Origin of the sequence: Bifidobacterium callitrichidarum (assembly GCF_003129905.1) — a bacterium.
Lineage (GTDB): Bacteria > Actinomycetota > Actinomycetes > Actinomycetales > Bifidobacteriaceae > Bifidobacterium > Bifidobacterium callitrichidarum.
This window is the reverse complement of sequence record NZ_QFFM01000020.1, coordinates 1-19,733: the sequence shown is the minus strand read 5'-3', so window position 1 is coordinate 19,733 and position 19,733 is coordinate 1. Positions and strand designations below refer to the sequence as shown.

Below are 19,733 nucleotides of genomic sequence, written 5' to 3'. Positions count from 1 at the left end.
TATTTCCATGCGTGGCAACCGGCTGGTAGCGTGCCCGTATTACTATCGCGACTAGGGAAAAGATATATTATACGTCTTTTTTCGAGGAACGCTGTTCAGAGAATAAGGTGGATATGACCGACGTAACAACTTCATTCCCGCGGCCGGACGACGAGCAGACCGCCGTGCTGCGCCCCGTGGGCTTCGACGGCATGCCCAAGATGGCCGCCGCCGATGACGCGGTCAAGGCAGGTGGACACATGGCCCACGCCAAGCGCCACGGCAAGGCCTGGATCGTGGTGCTGGCTTCCGTGTTCGCGGTGATTCTGGCCGCGTTCATCGCATACTTCTTCGTCGGCCGCTGGTACTTCCAGGACAAGGCCGCGCCCGGCGTGTATCTGGGCGATGTCTCCGTGATGGGCCAGACCCGTGACGAACTGAAGGACACCGTCAAGCAGCAGCTGAAGACTACCACCGTGACCTTCACCGCCGACGGCAAGAGCGCCGAGGCCTCGCTGGCCGATATGGGCGTGACCGCGGACGCGGACAAGACCGTGGACGCGCTGATGAACGCCAAGACCGGCGACTTCGCCAAGCTCAACATCCTCAACCAGGTGCACGTCCCGCTCTCCGCCACCACGAACGACACCAAGGCCGAGCAGTACGTGACCGACAACCTGGTGGATGAGTCCGATCGCGTGAAGATCACGACCGTCTCCTACGACAAGGATGCCAAGCAGTTCGTGTTCGACGAGGGACACGACGGCAAGGCCCCGCAGATGCAGGCCGTCACGGCCGCCGTCAAGCAGGCCGTCGCCACGCCCGGCACCAACACCACGGTGGCGGTCAAGCTGGAGTCCGGCACCAATCCGATCGATTCCGCCAGCGCCCAGCAGGTCGCGGCCGACGCCAACGCGCGTCTGGGCCTGAACCTGACCGTGGACAACGGCGTGAACAAGAGCATCACGATTCCGGTGGAGCAGATCGCCAAGTTCCTCAAGCCCACCACCGACCTCAAGACCGGTACGATGAGCCTGATCGTCGACCATGACGCCATCAACGCCTACGTGTCCAGCGCCGCCGTGACCAAGGAACTGACCGTGGAGAAGGTGGACCGTGAGGTCTACATCACCCCGAAGTCCGAGGGTGGCGTGCGCATCGGCGCCGACAAGACGCTGGGCGTGGACGGCATCAAGGTGACCGGCGTGGGCGACGCGCCCGCCAAGCTGGCCACCGCCATCGAGCAGAACCAGTCCACCGACTCGACCGTGGCCGTCACGGACAGCCCGTACGAGGTCAAGGAAGTGGAGGTGCCGCACAACTTTGACGTGGCCAACGGCGACAAGTGGGTCCACGTGGATCTGACGAACCAGACCGCCACCGCCTACCAGGGCACCACTCCCGTCAAGACCTTCCTCATCGCCTCCGGCAAGCCCACCGCCGACGGCTCCATGCTTTCCGACACGGGCACGTTCTACGTGTACCTCAAGTACGAGTCCCAGACCATGTCCGGCGAAGGCTACAACCAGCCGAACACGCCGTGGGTTTCGTACTACAACGGCGGCGAGGCCCTGCACGGTGTCCCGGCCTACATGTGGGGCGAGCACCCGATTTACGTGCAGCAGGGCATCCCCGGTTCGCACGGCTGCATCAACATGCAGGTGGCCGATGCCAAGTGGATGTACGACTTCGCCACCATCGGCACCAAGGTCGTGGTGGACGGCGTGACGCCGACCTCCGGTCAGGCCATCCGCGCCGCCGGAGCGGACGCCACCGGCTGGCGGGGCAACTGATCGGTGCAATCGCCGAAACTGAAGCCGGTATCAGCGCATCCTAACCAATTCCTATAGCGAAGCGGCTGCCGCAAGCAGCCGATCGCGACTACGATTGCAGACGTATGCACAATACCTGTAATCGCATCGGCCATCGATGCGGAAAGGGGAACGGAATGACGGACGAGACGAACGCGCAGCCGGCCGAGAAGCCGGTGGTGGAGAGCTTCCAGCTGGATCACACCAAGGTCAAGGCGCCGTACGTGCGTTACATCGACACCGAGAAGGGCCCGCACGGCGACGTGATCTCCAATTACGACCTGCGCCTGACCCAGCCGAACAAGCAGGCCATCCCCACCGGCGGCCTGCACACCATCGAGCACACCATCGCCGTGCTGCTGCGCGAACGCATTCCGGGCTACATCGACTGCTCGCCGTTCGGCTGCCGCACCGGCTTCCATCTGCTGACCTGGGGCGAGCATCCCACCGAGGAGGTGGCCAAGGCCCTGAAGGAATCGCTGGAGTTCATCGCCTACAAGGCCACGTGGGATGACGTGCCCGCCACCACCGAGAAGAGCTGCGGCAACTACCGCGACCACAGCCTGTTCACCGCCAAGGAATGGGCCAAGCAGATCCTCGAGGAGGGCATCAGCTCCGACCCGTTCGAACGCAAGGTCGTCTGAACCTGTCCGACAACCGGCCGAACCCCGTCCGCCATGTAACGCGGGCGGGGTTTCTTGTGCCTATGACATGGTAGTTTTGCCGTCAGTTGTCCACCGGCGTTTGCGCCGGCGACGTTCGCGAATCGTCAGAGGTGAACAGTGACCCATTCGAACACCACGGGCAAGGCATCGCCCCGCCGCTTCCGCCACGCCACCATGCGTGATTTCCCGCAGATGCAGAAAATCTACGCCCATGCGCGTGCGCTTATGGCCGCGAGCGGCAATCCCACCCAGTGGGGCCATGAATTCCCCCGTGAATCCGTGATCCTGGACGACATCGCCAACCAGCGCACCATGCTGCTCGTGGACGAATGCAACGGTCGCGAACGCATCCTGGCCCAGTTCGCCCTGTGTCCGGGGCAGGACCCCACGTACGCCACCATCGACGGCGCCTGGCTCGACGACGATTCCTACGTGACCATTCACCGCATCGCCTCCTCCGGCCTGGTGCGGCACGCGGCCCGCGACTGCATCAAGTGGGCCCTGAAGCACTACGGCAACGTGCGCGCCGACACCCATCCCAACAACAAGGCCATGCAGCATGTGCTGGAAAGCTCCGGCTTCGCCCGCTGCGGCCTTATCCAGTTGCTCGACCGTCCGACCGACACCACCAGAATCGCCTACCAGCGCCACGAGTGGTGAGTTGAGCGTGGAATAACACGCAATACGAAAAAGCTCCTCACGAAGAGGAGCTTTTGTTGTTATTTCGGCAGGAATCGCCGAAAATCAGGCCTCGGCGGTGGCCTTGACCTCTGCCTTCGCGTTCGCCGGATCAAGCTTGGAACGCTTGCGGCTGTACGCGAAGTACACGATCAGACCCAGGCCGAACCACACGGCGAACCGCACCCAGGTCTCCCAGTTCAGGCCGGCGATGAGCACGAAGCAGAACACGATGGAGACGATCGGGGTGAACGGCACGAGCGGGGCCTTGAAGCCGCGGTGCGCGTCCGGCTGCGTCTTGCGCATCCACAGGATGCCGGCGGACACGATGATGAACGCGGTCAGCGTGCCGATGTTCACCAGCTCGAACAGCACGTTGATGTTGATGAAGCCACCGGCGATGGCGGTCAGGATGCCGAAGAACCAGGTGCCCTTGAACGGCGTGCGGTACTTCTCATGTACATGGCCGAAGAACTCCGGGAACAGGCCGTCTCGGCTCATGGCGTAGCAGATGCGGGACTGGCCGTACAGCTGCACGAGCATCACCGTGGTCATGCCGATGAGTGCGCCGAGGTTCACGATCACGGCCAGCCAGTTGAGGCCGGTCGCCAGGATCACGCCGGCCACCGGGGCGTCGATGAAGTTCGCGAACTCCTTGTACGGCACCACGCCGGTCATGATGAGCGTCATCACGATGTACAGCACGGTGGAGATGGCCAGGGAGAGCAGAATGCCCTTCGGCAGCGTCTTGTTCGGGTTCACGGTCTCCTCGGCGGAGGAGGAAACGGCGTCGAAGCCGATGAAGCTGAAGAACACGATGGAAGCGGCCGGTACGATGCCGTACGGCTGCGTGGAGCCGGGCTGGAACGTGTAGATGCCGTACGGGGAGAACGGGTGCCAGTTGGCCGGGTTCACGAACCACACGGTGCAGATGATGAACAGCACGATGATGACGAGCTTGATCATCACCATGATGTCATTGGTGCGCTTGGTCTGGTTGATGCCGATGGACAGCACCCACGTAATCAGCAGCACGATCACGAAGCCGGGCAGATTGAAGTAGGTGGTCACGCCCGGAGTGGTGCCGTATGCGGCGGTGAGCTCCACGGGCAGATGCAGGCCGAAGCCTTCAAGCAGTTTGTTGAAGTACCCGGACCAGCCGGCGGACACGGTGGCCGCCTGCAGGGCGTATTCCAGGATGAGGTCCCAGCCGATGATGAAGGCGATGAGCTCGCCGAAGGCCAGGTAGGCGTAGGAGTAGGCCGAACCGGAGACCGGGGCCATGGAAGCGAATTCGGCGTAGCACAGGCCCGCGAAACCGCAGCAGATGGCGGCCAGCAGGAATGAGACGGACAGCGCCGGGCCCGCGGTGAGCGCGCCCTTGCCGGTAAGCACGAAGATACCGGTGCCGATGATCGCGCCGATGCCGAGCATCGTCAGATCGAACGTGTGCATGGTGCGCTTGAGCGGTGTGGATTCGGATACGAGCTGATCCACGTTTTTCTTACGGAAGAGATCCATAGTTCTTCTCTCGTGAACTTGGGTTATGGGGCTAAACCGGACGGATTTCCGGGATCCCGGCACGCCTCAACGCCGGGAATCAACAACGGGTGCGCATAATCATGCGGTGAACCGTATAGTTGTGACAGTCTACGCCGCACGCGCGGACAACATCGTTTCGATTCCGTAATACAGGGCGTCCATGTGTAACGTTTGGGTTACTTTTCCGTTGATATCCGCTGGATTTTGGCTGGATTCGGGGCTGACCGCGAGCGGATGCCGCGGGCGTCTCCACGGACACGTCACATTGTCGCGCAACAATAGGTGCCTATGAGCATGAACGCAGCACCCGAAATCGCATTCTCGTCCGAGCAGGGCAAGGCCAATTACGCGGCCGCCCTCCGGCAGTACCCCGCACAGGCCATCGTGGACCTCAAAGCCATGCGGGACAACATGGCGCACCTGGTCTCCATGGTGGGCGGCGCGGGCTCAGGCACCGCGGTGATGGGCGTGGTCAAGGCGGACGCCTACGGCCACGGACTGCTGCCCTCCGCCCTGGCCGCGCTCGCCGGTGGCGCCACCTGGCTCGGCACCGCCCAGTCGCATGAGGCGCTGCTGCTGCGCAAGCTCGGCATCGGCCCCGACCGTTGCCACATCCTGACCTGGGTCTACAACGGCACCCGAGTACCGTTCGACGAGCTGATCGCCGCCGATATCGATGTGTCCGTGGGCTCCCTGCCGGGCATCGACGCCGTGGCCGCCGCCGCCCGCAAACTCGGCAAGACCGCGCGCGTACACGTCAAGGTCGATTCCGGATTCGGACGCAACGGCTTCACGCCGGCCGGCTTCGACGCGGCCCTCGCCAAACTGGTGCCGCTCGCCAAGGAGGGCGTGCTGCACATCGTGGGCCAGTGGAGTCATCTCGCGGTGGCCGATTCGCCCGACGTGCCCGAATTCGTGGCCTCCACCGACCGTCAGATCGAAACGTTCAAGGACTTCACGCGCCGCATGGAGGCCGCCGGCATCCCGCCGGAGATCCGTCACCTGGCCAACACCGCGGCCACGCTGGACCGCCCGGAGATCCACTTCGAACTCACCCGCCCCGGCATCGGCCTGTACGGCTACGAGCCGGACCCGGCCATGGGCACCCCGCGCGACTGGCATCTGACCCCGGCCATGCGTCTGCAGGCCCAGCTCGGCACGGTCAAGGATGTGGAGGCCGGCCATGGCATCTCCTACGGCCGCACGTACCTCACGCCGGACAACACCTCCACCGCCATCGTGCCGCTGGGTTACGCCGACGGCATCCACCGCTCCGCCTCCGGCTTCGACATGGAGGGCGCCAAGCACGTGGAGAAGGAGGGCGGCCCGGTGCGCATCATGACCAACGCCGGCCCGCGCCTGCTGCGCGTGTGCGGCCGCGTGTGCATGGACCAGTTCATCGTGGACCTGCACGGCTCCGCCGCCGAACTCGGCGTGCACGAAGGCGATACGGTCGAACTGTTCGGTCCGGGCCGCGGCGAGGACTACGCCGAGCCGACCGCCGACGACTGGGCCCGCGCCGCCGAAACCATCAGCTACGAGATCTTCACCTGCCTGCGCAACCGCATCCCGCGCCTCTACGAGCACGCCGCCGAGGTGCTGCCCGCCGAAGACCTGGCCAAGCTCGACCCGGCCTCGCTGCTGTAAGGGCGGTATGGCGGCGTTGCCGCGATGGTGTGGTGTCGCTGCCGTGATTGATGGGCGTATCGCGTTACTTTTTTCGTAATACGCCCATACTTCGTGAAAAAGGAACGCTGACCGCATCTCAGCGTTCCTTTTTCACGAAGTATGCCTGAATCTCGAAAGAAGTAACGCGGCCGGGGCCAATGGGGCTGCCCGGACGCCTCGCCGCGCGACCGGGGGCGTCGTCGTGCGGCGCGGTTCCTGGCCGCCCGTCCGTTCGGCAATGCCGGGGCATCTGTTTATGCTGGAACCATGGAAACGACGCGGGACGGGGAGCCGGTGCTGAGCGACGAAGGCTACAACGCCTTCGACGAGGAGCGCTGGGCCCCGGAACCCCCGAAATCCAAATCCCGCACCGCCTTCGAACGCGACCGGGCCCGGCTCATCCACTCCTCGGCCCTGCGCAGGCTCGGCGCGAAAAGCCAGATCCTCGTGGCCGGCACCGATGACTTCGCCCGCACCCGTCTCACCCACACGCTGGAGGTCGCCCAGATCGGCCGGCAGATCGGCACGATGCTCGGCTGCGACCCGGACGTGGTCGACTGCGCCTGCCTGGCCCACGACCTCGGCCATCCGCCGTTCGGCCACAACGGGGAACGCGCGCTTGCGAACATCGCACGCAATATCGGCGGATTCGAAGGCAACGCGCAGACCATGCGCATCCTGACCCGTCTGGAACCCAAGGTGTTCCACCCGGACGGCCGCTCCGCCGGCGTGAACCTGACCCGTGCTGCCCTTGACGCCGCCGTCAAATACCCTTGGACGCTTGCCGAGGCGAATCAGCATCCCAAGGGCGAACGTTCCAAGAAATTCTGCGTCTACCCGGACGACGAGCCGGTGTTCCGTTGGCTCAAGACCGGAGCGCCCGCGGCCACCAAGCCGATGGAATGCCAGATCATGGACCTCTCGGACGACATCGCCTACTCCGTGCATGACGTTGAGGATTCCATCGCCACCGGCGCGTTCGACCCGATAGTGCTCACCGATTCGCGCATGCTGGACCGCATCGTCGAGGCCACGCGCGCCTGGTACGGTCCCCAATGGGATCCGGACAGACTGATCGGCGCCTACCGCCGTCTGCGCCGCGAGCAGCTGTTCCCGTCGCATTTCAACGGATCGCGCAGGGCGCTCGCGGAACTGAAGAACATCGCCTCCGACCTCATCGGCCGGTTCTGTTGGGCCGTCGAGACCGCCACCCGCGATACTTACGGTACGGGTCCGCTGACCCGGTATTCCGCGAACATCGTGATTCCGGAAGAGACCTCATACGAGATCGTAGCGCTGAAGGGCATCGCCGTGTACTTCGTGATGGCACCGAAGGAACGCGAGCCGTTCCACGAGCAGGAGTTGAAGATCGTGGAGGACCTGATCGACGTGCTCATGGCCGGATCGCCCAAGCCATCCGATGCGCTGGAGGACCAGTTCCTGGACGACTGGTACGAATCCACCAACGACGACGAACGCCTGCGCGTGGCCGTCGACCAGGTCGCCACCCTGACCGACAACTCCGCCCTCGCCCTCCACTCCATTTTGTGCTGATGTACTTCGCGGCTCCCTCCTTGAGGGGCGAGTCGTGAAGAGGGAAGGCCCGGTGAACTTCCCGTAGGCGAGGTGAGCGGCTGTGCCGCAAAGGCTCCCCTCTCTGAGGGGAGCTGGCTCGCGAAGCGAGACTGAGGGGAGTCCCTGTAGGTGAACTGCGCCTCTCAGGAAAGGGAGCCGAAGAAGAGTCGGTAAAATTTTACCGTGTCCCGAACCAGGCGGTACTCTAGAGAACTATGGTCGGGATGATTAAGAAGGAAGACGTTGAGAAGGTGCGCGCCGCCGCGGACCTGTATGACATCGTATCCGCGACCGTAACGCTCAAGCCTTCGGGCACCGGCACGTTCGTGGGCCTGTGCCCCTTCCATGACGAGAAGACCGGCAGCTTCAACGTGCGCCCCTCGCTCGGCGTCTGGCACTGCTTCGGCTGCGGTCTGGGCGGCGACGTGTTCAAATTCGTGGAGCAAGCCGAGAACATCGACTTCCGTGAGGCCGTGGAACTGCTCGCGGACAAATACCACATCGAACTGCATTACGAGAACTCCGGCAAGACGCCCGGACAGCCGGACGGCACCGGTTCCAAACGCACCCGCCTGCTGGAGGCCTGCGAGGAGGCGCAGCGCTTCTTCGTCTCGCAGATCCTCACCAAGGAGGCCCTTCCCGCGCGCAAGCTCCTCGGCGGGCGCAACTTCTCCCAGGCTGACTGCGAGCGGTTCGGCTGCGGCTACGCGCCCCAAGGCTGGGACAACCTCGTGCGTCACCTGTCCTCCAAGGGCTTCACGCAGAAGGAGATCCTGGACGCCGGCCTCGCGCGTCAGGGCCAGCGCGGCATCTACGACTACTTCCGCGGCCGTGTGACCTGGCCCATCCGCGATTCGACCGGACGCACGCTCGGCTTCGGCGCGCGCAAGCTGTACGAGGACGACCAGATCGCCGCCAAGTACATCAACACGCCGGACACGCAGCTCTACCGCAAGACCCAGGTGCTCTACGGCATCGATCTGGCCAAGTCCGCCATCGTCAAGAAGCGCCAGGTGGTCATCGTCGAGGGATACACGGACGTGATGGCCATGCATCTGGCCGGCATCGACACGGCCATCGCCACCTGCGGCACGGCGTTCGGTGCCGAACACGCCAAGATCGTGCGTCGACTCATCGCCGACGACTCGCTGGGCGCGGTCCAGCTGGTCGGACCGCTCAAGGTCAAGGACCAGCCGTTGAGCTCGCGCATCGTGTTCACGTTCGATGGCGATGCGGCAGGCCAGAAGGCAGCCCTGCACGCCTTCGGCCTCGATTCGGCGTTCCTTTCGCAGACCTTCGTGGCCGTGGCGGACGACAACCTCGACCCGTGCGACCTGAGGATCGAACGGGGCAATGAGGCCGTGCGCTCGCTTATCGCACGGGCCAAGCCGCTCTATGACTTCGTGATCGACGCGGCCATCAACCGTTTTGACCTGACCTACACGCCTGGTCAGGTGGGTGCCATGAAGGCCGTGGCTCCGCTGGTGGCGCAGATCCGCGACCGTTCCCTGTGGGACGCCTATGCGCGCAAGGCCGCCGGCCGCATCGGCGTGGATCTGGAAGTGATGCGCCGCGAGGTCATGTCCGCGCGTCGCCAGCTGCATGTGAGGGATGAGGACGCCTACGCCTCGCGCCGCCGGTTCGCCCGCGAGGACGAGCTGCGCATGGAGCCGGGCGCCAACCCATACGCCAATCCGGCCGCGCGCAAGGCGCTGGAACGCCGTGACGCCGCCGAACAGGCGTATTTCAAGATCGATGATGCCGTATTCATCGCCGAACAGCAGTTCATGGCCACGCTCATCCAGGTGCCGCGCGCCATCGACCGCACCATGTTCGGACAGCTCACGCTGGACCATTTCATGAGCCCGGTGTTCCGTACGTTGTTCCAGGCCATCGCGGCGGCCGGGGGATTGCCGTCCGATGACACCCCGCAGGGCCTGTGGATACACAACCTCACCAAGGCCGGCGGGCCGATGCTCAACCAGGTGATCAACGAACTGGCCGTGATGCCGTTGCCTTTGCCCGGCGACGACAAGGGCACGGGCGCCCAGCCACCCCAGCCGAACGCGCAGGGCATGCCGGGAGGCGCGGCGGCCGTGCAGCTGCGCCCGGCCACCAAGGAGGAGCAGCGGTACGCCGCCGAGCTGCTCACCCGCCTGCTGGACATGGGCTTCATGCGCCAGATCGGTCTGGCGAAGCGCCGCATGGCCCAATTGCCGGACGGCGAGGAGAAAATCGCCCTCCTCGGCCAGATCGCCCGCATGGAGACCGCCCGTAAGGACCTCCAAGCCCAGGTCTACGGCAACACCATCGGATAGGAGGTTGGTCTCGGCTCCCTAGGAGAGGGGCCTTCGGCGTAGGCCAACTGGGGAGGCCTATAACGCCGATTGATCTTGTCAACGTGGGAAAGTGACAGCACCCTCCTGACAAGGCAACATCCGAGTGCTAAGCTCGTGCCCAACACAGGAGTGGAGTGGAACGCAAACAATGGGGTGCCCGGAACCGGCAAGCAGCCGGCCCGGGCGGGTGGAAGGGGAATCCATGGCGGATCCGCAGCAAGACAGCCATAACCAGAACCAAAGCCAGTCGAATCAGAACCAATTCCAGTCGAATCAGAACCAATTCCAGTCGACCGGCCAGGGCGGGCCGAACCGACCCATGGCGAATCCAGCCCGGCAATGGACGGCGGTGCAGCAGCCTCGGCAGTACCCGCACCAACAGCCCCCGCAATCTCCGCAACCACAGCCGCCGATGACGGGCGCACCCTGCCCGTCGCAGCAGCCGACGCAACCGTGGTCCGCGCAGCAGGCGCCATCGCCTCAGCGGCAGCAGCCATCGGCTTGGGCTCCACAACAGTCCCAGCCTCAACAACCATTCGCGCAGTCGGCTCCCGGTCCGCAATACCAATACCCACCGCAATACCCGCAGCAGCAACCGGCCGCATGGCCGCAATATCAATATCCCCAGCAACCGGTCCCCGGCCAGCAGCCACTCACCGGCCAGCAGCCGCCGCAACAATGGCAGCCCATGCCCGGCCAGCCTGCAATGCCGCGGCAGGCACCATATCCCGTGGATCCGTCCGCGTCTTTCTCCACCGGTAACGCCGCCGGACGGAACCGAACCTCTCACAAAGCCCATGCCGGCGCAAACCGTACATCGAACAGACGCGGCAACGCCGCCGCATATCCCGGCGGTCCCACGCTCAGCCTCACCAAACGCAAGCCTTGGCTCATCCCCGTCGCCATCCTCGCCGCAATCGTCCTCGTCTTCTCCTCGGTGTTCACCGTGAGTTACTTCCTGCTCAAGGCGGACGGCGCCATGGACGGCATCATGGCTGACTCCACCCTGCCCACCAAGGAGCAGGCCTACGCCGGCATGCCCGCTGACCAGTACGACCTGCGCGACCCCATCGCCGTGGATACGTACTACAAATTCCGCATCATCCTGAAGAATCCGGCCAAAGTGGTGGCCGGCGACGGCATGGGCTTCGAACTCAAGGGCGCGGAACTGTCCGCGGAGGAAAGCGCCCGCGTCTTCCAGGACTCCTCGCTGTCGGTACCCATTCCCACATACACCTTCGCCGGCACACCCATCGGAGACAAGGAAGGCACCGGCACCATCGATATCGACGGCAGCATGGACATCCCCGAGGACATGCAGCACGGCGACAGCATCGGCAAGGACCGCGGATTCCTGCCCTCGGACGGCTACTACTATGTGCAATATCTCGGCGAGGACGGCAAGAAGCTCGCCAAGCCCATCGTCCAGTTCTTCCGTGTCAAGGAACACACGGACATCGAACGACTGCCCGTCGTGCGCAACATCCAGTCCGTCGTCAACGAGAACGGCGGCGTGGACATCTCCTGGAACAAGGTGGACGGCGCGAAGTCGTACAACGTCTACACCTACATCATCTACCCGCAGGTGGGCCAGCCGGGGGACTCCTTCTACTCGGAGGAACACGGCGCCATCAAGAAGCTCGGCACCTCCAAGACCACGCAACTGCTCTCCAAGGACTATGACAAGCCGAAGGAACGCGATTCGGACATCGTGGGTCCGGCGGTCATCGGGCAGAACGAGGCGTTCCAATCGTTAATGGTCGAAAGCCAGGACAGCATCGACCGATGCCAGCAGGATTCGGACGAATACTGCGCCGACCTGTTGCAGCGCGCCGGCGGGTCATGGGATGCGGATTCGGCCGGAAGGCTCTACTTCGTGGTCACCGCCGTGGACGCGGACGGCCATGAAGGACGCTGGTACGCCGTGGACGCCAACGATTTGGTGCCGTCCATCCCCATCAGGGTGGCCGGACAGGCGCAGATAAACCAATGGTCGTACAACCTCAGGGGCGTCTTCGGCGAGGACAACACCGTCGAACAGGACATGGAGGCCTACGTCTACACCTTCGTACAGATGGCCAACGGCGCCACCGTACCGGTCCCGAGCGAATTCAGTGACCTGCACCGGAAGGACGGCAGCGACGGCAGCTGGGAGTTCACGTACAGCGCGCCCGGAACGCTCCTGAGCGACACCGGCAGCGTATGGTACGAAGGCGACCTCAACGCCGTGTTCCCGCAGGTGACGCAGACCGCCCTCCAATCGCTGCCGAAGGCCGGCGGCCTGCTCGACCGACAGCGGGCCGCCAGCGGCGACGTGGACTGGACCGGATACGACGACAAGAAGATCGACTCGGACACCAAGGAATCGCCGTACTTCACGTTCGCCTCGAACGACTACGGCAAGTACCTGGCCAACAACATCCTCAACGGCCACCAGGTCATCGACATCAGCAAATACGCCACCGACGAATACCAGTCCAGCACCGAGGACGTGATGGACGAGGTGATCTACCAGAACCCGTACCTGCGCGTGAGCACGGACGCCGTGCAATACACCGTGCGCAAGAAGGGCGACAAGCTGGTGATGTGGGTCAAGTACGCGGACGACTACCAGTCCCGTCAACAGCAGCTTGACCAGTTCGTCAAGTCGGCTGTCGGGCAGTTCCAGGGCAGCGACCGGGACAAGGCCATCGCCATCGACCAGTTCCTCGCCGCGCATATCACCTACGACTACGACGCCTATGCCGCCGTCGGCTTCGGTCGAGGCAGCTCGTTCGACAACGCCGGTTCCGGCAAGGAGTATCCCGATGCGTGGAGCTCGTTCGGCGTGGTCAACGGCAAGGGCGTGTGCATGGCCTACGCTTATGCGTATCAGGCGCTCGCCAAGGCCTCCGGGCTGGACACGCGCGTGGTGACGGGCAATGTGAGCGGGTCCAGCGCCGGTCATGCCTGGAACTTCGTGAACATCGACGGCCAATGGCTGGTCATGGACTCCACGTGGGACGATGACGGGACCACCGCGTCCGACCGCTACCAGCTCAAACCCCAGTCCGAAGTGACCGACCACTTTACCGGCTGGGACCGCTGGACCCTCGCCTCCCAGGTTTCCCGCTACAAATGATTTGGCTCAGTTAAACCAAGATTGACATGGACCTTATTCTCGGCTCCCCTTGTCAGGGGAGCTGTCGGCGAAGCCGACTGAGGGGTAGCCAGACATGGATTCATGTCAATCGTGGTTTAACAGAGCCAATGGTTTTCGGTCGCTGGTGGCGAATGAGTTGGGGTTCTTTCTTGATTCCAACTTTGTAATAGTCGTTTGTCGTTAAACATTTAACGACAAACGATAAAAATGCTATAATGGAACTATCCCACCCACCTTGCTCTGAGGAATGTGAACTGAACGGTTCCCTCAGAGAAGAATCGTCGGGCAATACCGAACGGAGGTCCATCATGGCAACGACAACTAGCCGTTCCGTTTCCAAACGAGCTGACATGCTGGGCCGCGCGGGCGCCGCGGCCCTTATCATCGCACGCATCGGCACGGTGTTCCTCTGGATCGCCGCCGCAGTCACCGCCATCGTGCTGGTGGTCTTCATCGTGGCATCCGGAACACTGACCGCCGGCTACAATCGGCTGGATCTCAGCGTCGGAGGCGTGTTCAGCATCAGTCTCACCGGGCAGGTACTGGACTATTCGATCTTCCTGCAGCCGTATGACGACGCGCCGATCAATACGGTGGCCGTCATTGCCACAGGTCTTGCCCGTACGGCCGTCTACGCCCTGCTGGCGCTGGCGTTCGGCCAGGTCGCCGCGTTGTGCGACGAACTGAAAACCTGGGTGGAGCACGCCGACCCGGCCTCTCCCTCGCCGTTCCGCGCCGTGATCGCGGAGCGGCTCTCCCGCATGGGTTGGTATCTCATCGCCGCGCCCGTCGTCGCGCTGGTCAACTACATCGTCTGCTCGATCGCCGGCGCGTCCGGCAGCGCAAGCCTGTGGATGAGCGGCCTGCTGGTGATGATCGGCATCATGTTGCTGCTGCTCGTGCGCATCTTCGACTACGGCATGTCGCTGGAGCGGGAAGTGGACGGACTGCTGTGAGCGAGGCGCGTGGCATCGATGGCCCGGATGGGTCGCGGGACGGGGCTGAGGCGGGCGGCCGCATCGTCCTGCGTCTCGACCGGGTCATGGTCGAGCGCGGACGTTCCCTGAACTGGCTGGCCGAGCAGGTGGGCATCACCAACGTCAACCTTTCGAAGATCAAGAACAACCGTGTCTCAGCCATCCGATTCTCGACCCTCGCCGCAATCTGCGAGGCCCTCGACTGCCAGCCCGGCGACATCCTCGAGTACGTCAAGGAGTGAGCCGGGCTGGCTGGGCCTTGTAGGTCTTCTCCGGTTCTCCGCAGGACAAGCTGTCGCTGAAGGCGACTGAAGAGTGGTCCTACGAGATGTCATGCCAATGTTGGCGTTGGTGTCGCCGTAAATTGGATGGGTCAAGAAACACCGGATTGGCCCCATCCAAATTGGACTGGTTTGGTATGCGCCGTGTGTGCGCGTCTGATAATGGGCAGGTCGATAACCGTTCAACATCGCACACAAGGGGACAATAATGACGCAGAATCGTGCGGAACTCAACCGTAATCTGGCCCAGATGCTCAAGGGCGGCGTGATCATGGACGTGACCACGCCCGAACAGGCGAAGATCGCCCAGGACGCCGGCGCATGCGCCGTGATGGCCCTGGAGCGCATCCCCGCCGACATCCGCGCGGCCGGCGGCGTCTCCCGCATGTCCGACCCGGCCATGATCAAGGGCATCCAGGAGGCCGTGTCCATCCCGGTCATGGCCAAGGTGCGCATCGGCCACATCGCCGAGGCCCGCATCCTGCAGGCCATCGACATCGACTACATCGACGAGTCCGAGGTGCTTTCGCCCGCCGACGACGTCTACCACATCGACAAGAACCAGTTCGACGTGCCGTTCGTGTGCGGCGCGAAGAACCTGGGCGAGGCCCTGCGCCGCATCGCCGAAGGCGCCGCCATGATTCGCACCAAGGGCGAGCCCGGCACCGGCGACGTGATCCAGGCCGTGCGTCATATGCGCACGATGAACAAGCAGATCCACGAGCTCGTCTCCCTGCGCGACGACGAGGTCTACGAGGCCGCCAAGCAGCTCGCCGTGCCGTACGACCTGGCCAAGTACGTCCACGACAACGGCCGTCTGCCGGTCGTCAACTTCGCCGCCGGCGGCGTGGCCACCCCGGCCGACGCCGCCCTGATGATGGAGCTCGGCGCCGAGGGCGTGTTCGTGGGTTCCGGCATCTTCAAGTCCGGCGACCCGGCCAAGCGCGCCGCCGCCATCGTCAAGGCCACCGCCAACTGGCAGGACGCCGACCTGCTCGCCAAGCTCTCCGAGAACCTGGGCGAGGCCATGGTCGGCATCAACGAGGACGAGATCAAGACCATCATGGCCGCCCGCGGCGAGTGACGGTTCTTCCCGGTCTCCCTGACTGAAAGTCGAAGCCTGACAACTCCCTTGGCTCCCTTCGCTGAGGACATTGCCTACTCAATTGCAGGACGAGCTATCAGCGGTGCTGACTGAGGAAGCATTGTGCAGAGAGATGACGATGGCCTTCCCTTCCGGCTCCCTTCTCTGAGGGGAGCTGTCGGCTTTGCCGACTGAGGGGAGCATCGCAAAAGAGGTAACAATGGTTGTAGCTGTTGAATACATATCCAAGGAAGAATCCGACGACGCCGAATCCGCGAAGCACGGCGTGACCGGCATCCTGGCCGTCCAGGGCGCATTCGCCGAACACGCGGCCGTGCTGGACAAGCTGGGCGCGCCGTGGAAGCTGCTGCGCGCCGCCGAGGACTTCGACGAGTCCATCGACCGCGTGATCCTGCCCGGTGGCGAGTCCACCACGCAGGGCAAGCTGCTGCATTCCACCGGTCTGTTCGAGAAGATCGACGCGCACATCAAGGCCGGCAAGCCGGTGTTCGGCACCTGCGCCGGCATGATCCTGCTCGCCAAGAAGCTCGACAACGACCCGAACGTGTACTTCGGCGCGCTCGACGCCGTGGTGCGTCGCAACGCCTACGGTCGTCAGCTCGGCAGCTTCGCCGCCACCGCCGACTTCGGCAAGCCCGGCGACGGCGACAAGGCGTACATCGCCGATTTCCCGCTGGTGTTCATCCGCGGGCCGTACGTGGTCTCCGTGGGTCCGGACGCCACCGTGGAGACCGAGGTGGACGGCCATCCGGTGGCCCTGCGTCAGGGCAACATCCTCGCCACCGCGTTCCACCCGGAGCTTACGGACGACACCCGTATCCACGAGCTGTTCCTTTCGCTGTAGGAACTCCCGTGCGGTAGGGAAAATCCCATGGTGTAGGGATTCCCGCATGATGTAGGGATGTAAAACGGCGGAATTCCGCCATTTCCCTAAAACCGCTCCCTACATCATGGGAACTTCCCTACACCATGGGCACTTGCCGCGCCGCATATCATGGTCCACAGGGTGCGGCGACGGCCCATGACACAAAAGGAAGGCGGCGGACATGCGACTGGAACTCAATCGGCACAGCAGCATGCCGATGTACCGGCAACTGGCCGCCGAACTGCGCGAGCAGATCGTCTCCGGCACACTCGCCGAAGGATACCGTCTGCCGCCCGAGCGCGAGCTCGCCGCACGCCTCGAAGTCAACCGCACCACCATCTTGCAGGCCTATCAACAGCTGAAGGACGAAGGCCTCATCGCATCCAAGGTCGGCAAAGGCACCTTCGTGCTACCGCGCGGCGAAGTGCCGACCTCATCGGCATCGCGTCCCACGGCAACGTCCTCGGCGCCGATGACGGCACCATCGCCGCAATCGACGTCATCATCGGCATCGTCGCGTTCGGATGCATCGCAATCCACGCAATCTCCCGTACGACTGGCACGGCACGAGCTTCCGGAGGCTACCGAACCGATTGTGGCGCGCCCGCCGTGGTCCGTATTGTTCTCCGACTACTCCAACCGGTTCACCTATCACGACATCGCCTCCGCCGAGCGCGCGCAACGCGGCGACACGGTGATCGACTTCGCCACCGGCTCGCCCAACCCGGCCGACATCCCGGACGACCTCCTGCGTGCGGTGAGCATCGAGGCGTTCGCCTCGCACGAATTCGACGGCCAGCCAGAATCGCCCATAGAAGGCTTCGCGGAACTGCGCGACCTGCTCGCCGAACACATGCGCGACCGCGGCGTGCAGTGCGACGTACGCAACGTGATGGTGCTCTCCGGGTCCGAACAGGGCATCGACCTGTGCGTGCGCGCGTTCGTCAACCCCGGCGACTGCGTGCTGGTCGAACAATCCACGTTCTTCCCGGCGCTACAGGCCTTCCACTCCGCCGACGCGCGCATCATCGGCGTGCCCATGGACGAGCACGGCATGCGCACCGACCTGCTGGACGGCTACTGTGCGCGATTCCACCCCAAGCTCATCTACACCATCCCCACCTTCCAGAACCCCACCGGTACCACAATGCCGGCCGAACGCCGCGGCGAACTCATCGATGTGGCTCGTCGTTACCAATGCCTCATCATCGAGGACGACGCCTACGGCGACCTGTGGTACGGGCCAGCGATGGCGGATTCGCATGATTCCCAAACCGCCGACCGAACCGACGGGGATATCGCCGATGACGAAGCCGCTTCGCGCGGCGCCATCGGCCATAGTGTCGCTGCAGGGAAAGAACGGCGCCCGATACCGCTCAAAGGCATGGAGAACGCGGGATACGTGATGTACCTGTCCACATTCTCGAAAACCGTGACCTCGGGCCTGCGGACCGGCTGGATCGTGGCGGATCCGCATGTGATCAACCGTCTGGCTGGCCTGAGACGCATGGTGGACCAGCATACGAGCACGTCCTCGCAGCGCATCTGCCTGGAACTGCTCAAGGAAGGCCGCGTCGCCGAGCACGTCCGTACGTTGACGGCCTCATATCGAGGCAGACGCGATGCGGCGGTCGTGGCATTGGAACGGTTCGCCCCGGCCGGCATGCGCTGGGCCGTACCGGAGGGTGGATACTACCTGTGGGCCGCGTTGTCCCCAGGCGTGCGTTCGCTGGATGTGCTGGACGCCTGCCGTGCGAAGGGCGTCACCTTCATGCCGGGCAGCGTTTTCGACGTCGATGAGATGGACGACTCCCACATCCGACTCAACTTCGTGCGTCCGGCCGCTGTGGACATCGAGCGCGGCATCCGCATCATCGGCGAGACGGTGACGAGGTTCTGAACGGAAAAGCCCTCTGTTTCATGCATTGCATCGATGCATGAAACAGAGGGCTTAAGCAGGTGAATCCGGAAGCGACGAGGAACCGGCTCAGGCAATCTGAGCGAGGAGCGTCGGCAGTTCGGCCATCGTGTCGATGACGGCGTCGGCACCGGCGTTCACGAACGCCTCGCGAGCGGCGGCACGGGCCTGCGCCTTGCCGGCTTCGGACAGCGCCTCGAACTCGTCCTGGCTCAACGCCATCTGCGAGCTGCCCTCGGTCACGCCGATGGTGAACACGCCGGCGTTCTTGCCCTCGCGGATGTCGGAAAGGGTGTCGCCCACCTTGGCGGCGCGGCGCACGTCGGTCACGCCCAGCTTCTCGAGATTGCGGAAGACCATGTACGGGTAGGGGCGACCGAAGCCGTTTGTGCCGTCCGGGCTGATCCAGAAGTCGGGGGAGTAGCCGTTCTCGGCGGCCTTCGGCACCACGATCTCCATCATCTTGTCCGTGTAGCCGGTGGTGGAGCCGATTTTGATGCCCACATCGCGCAGAGCGGCCACGGCCTCGATTACGCCCGGCTTGGGGTCGGCGTAATTGTCGAGAATGGACAGCAGCTTCGGCTCGAAGTGGCTGTAGACGGCATCCACATCCGCATCCGTGGGGGCGGTGCCGTGGGCATCCTCCCAGGTGCGGGCGATGCGGTTCATGTGCAACATGGTGTTGATGTGGTCGTGCTTGAGCATGCCCATCGGCTTGCGGGTCTCGTCCATGGTGGGCGTGACGCCGAATTCCTTGAACGCCTCCTGGAAGGCGCGCACCGGCGCGAAGCAGCCGTAATCCACGGTGGTGCCGGCCCAATCGAAAATAACAGCTTCAAAACGGTTGGTCATTGTATTTCCTTTTTGGTCATCGAATGAATGTCATGCGGAAGGCTTGGCGGTGCGGTGTGCGTCGCCCGACTGTAAGCAGCGCAGGCGTGTGCTAAGCTCTGCGAGCACGCGCCGGAGCGAGGCCAAACGGCCTTGAGTGTGTCGGGAGACGCACACCGCACCGCCAAGCCGTCAGGATTCAGGCGACGAGCTTGACTCCGGCGGGGGCGGCGGCCTTGATCGGGGCGCCCGCGGCGTCCATCGCGGCGATGGCCTCCGGCACGGAATCAGAACCGGTGGCGGCCTTCAGCAGACCGCGCTCACCCATGTACAGGGCCAGCAGCTCGGTCACCTTCT

At 63.9% G+C, this 19,733-nt stretch carries 14 protein-coding genes; 12 read left to right on the top strand and 2 right to left on the bottom strand.

Features of this window, described 5'->3' with window-relative positions; translation table 11 throughout:
* The first annotated feature begins 113 nt into the window (after positions 1-113).
* From DF196_RS09475 to DF196_RS09465, 3 genes are all read left to right on the top strand, one after another.
* Positions 114-1,772: a L,D-transpeptidase gene (locus tag DF196_RS09475; RefSeq protein ID WP_109057591.1), complete on the top strand. Its 1,659-nt coding sequence runs from the start codon at positions 114-116 to the stop codon at positions 1,770-1,772.
* A 155-nt stretch (positions 1,773-1,927) separates the two neighbouring features.
* Complete coding sequence (locus DF196_RS09470; protein ID WP_109057590.1) at positions 1,928-2,434, top strand: S-ribosylhomocysteine lyase; 507 nt, start codon at positions 1,928-1,930, stop codon at positions 2,432-2,434.
* A 138-nt stretch (positions 2,435-2,572) separates the two neighbouring features.
* Positions 2,573-3,115, top strand: a complete 543-nt coding sequence (locus DF196_RS09465) for a GNAT family N-acetyltransferase (RefSeq protein ID WP_109057589.1) — start codon at positions 2,573-2,575, stop codon at positions 3,113-3,115.
* An 84-nt stretch (positions 3,116-3,199) separates the two neighbouring features.
* Here the strand turns inward: DF196_RS09465 and DF196_RS09460 are convergent, their stop codons facing one another.
* A complete protein-coding gene (locus DF196_RS09460) occupies positions 3,200-4,654 on the bottom strand; it encodes an APC family permease (protein ID WP_109057588.1) in 1,455 nt (484 codons plus the stop codon).
* Positions 4,655-4,963: 309 nt separating this feature from the next.
* Here DF196_RS09460 and alr point away from each other — a divergent pair, with 309 nt between their 5' ends.
* The 9 genes from alr (at position 4,964) to DF196_RS09415 (ending at position 18,527) form a co-directional block, all read left to right on the top strand.
* Positions 4,964-6,322 carry an alanine racemase gene (alr, locus tag DF196_RS09455; protein WP_109057587.1) on the top strand — a complete coding sequence of 453 codons (1,359 nt, stop codon included), beginning with the start codon at positions 4,964-4,966 and terminating at the stop codon, positions 6,320-6,322.
* A 288-nt stretch (positions 6,323-6,610) separates the two neighbouring features.
* On the top strand, positions 6,611-7,897 hold the full coding sequence (locus tag DF196_RS09450; RefSeq protein WP_109057586.1) for a deoxyguanosinetriphosphate triphosphohydrolase: 1,287 nt from the start codon (positions 6,611-6,613) through the stop codon (positions 7,895-7,897).
* Positions 7,898-8,133: 236 nt separating this feature from the next.
* Positions 8,134-10,236, top strand: coding sequence for a DNA primase (gene dnaG, locus DF196_RS09445; RefSeq protein ID WP_109057585.1), 2,103 nt, complete (start codon positions 8,134-8,136; stop codon positions 10,234-10,236).
* A 223-nt stretch (positions 10,237-10,459) separates the two neighbouring features.
* Positions 10,460-13,378 (top strand): transglutaminase domain-containing protein, encoded by a 2,919-nt coding sequence (locus tag DF196_RS09440; RefSeq protein ID WP_109057584.1) that lies wholly within the window; start codon positions 10,460-10,462, stop codon positions 13,376-13,378.
* Between the two features lie 329 nt (positions 13,379-13,707).
* On the top strand, positions 13,708-14,355 hold the full coding sequence (locus DF196_RS09435; RefSeq protein ID WP_241519675.1) for a hypothetical protein: 648 nt from the start codon (positions 13,708-13,710) through the stop codon (positions 14,353-14,355).
* A gap of 62 nt (positions 14,356-14,417) precedes the next feature.
* Positions 14,418-14,618, top strand: a complete 201-nt coding sequence (locus DF196_RS09430) for a helix-turn-helix domain-containing protein (RefSeq protein ID WP_277745566.1) — start codon at positions 14,418-14,420, stop codon at positions 14,616-14,618.
* A 247-nt stretch (positions 14,619-14,865) separates the two neighbouring features.
* Positions 14,866-15,741, top strand: a complete 876-nt coding sequence (gene pdxS, locus DF196_RS09425) for a pyridoxal 5'-phosphate synthase lyase subunit PdxS (protein WP_109057582.1) — start codon at positions 14,866-14,868, stop codon at positions 15,739-15,741.
* 220 nt (positions 15,742-15,961) lie between these two features.
* Positions 15,962-16,606 carry a pyridoxal 5'-phosphate synthase glutaminase subunit PdxT gene (gene pdxT / locus DF196_RS09420; RefSeq protein WP_109057581.1) on the top strand — a complete coding sequence of 215 codons (645 nt, stop codon included), beginning with the start codon at positions 15,962-15,964 and terminating at the stop codon, positions 16,604-16,606.
* Positions 16,607-16,808: 202 nt separating this feature from the next.
* Positions 16,809-18,527: an aminotransferase-like domain-containing protein gene (locus tag DF196_RS09415; RefSeq protein ID WP_109057580.1), complete on the top strand. Its 1,719-nt coding sequence runs from the start codon at positions 16,809-16,811 to the stop codon at positions 18,525-18,527.
* A gap of 87 nt (positions 18,528-18,614) precedes the next feature.
* Here the strand turns inward: DF196_RS09415 and phnX are convergent, their stop codons facing one another.
* The gene (phnX, locus tag DF196_RS09410) at positions 18,615-19,397 is read right to left on the bottom strand and encodes a phosphonoacetaldehyde hydrolase (RefSeq protein WP_109057579.1); all 783 of its coding nucleotides are present in this window, start codon (positions 19,395-19,397) and stop codon (positions 18,615-18,617) included.
* Positions 19,398-19,733: the final 336 nt, after the last annotated feature.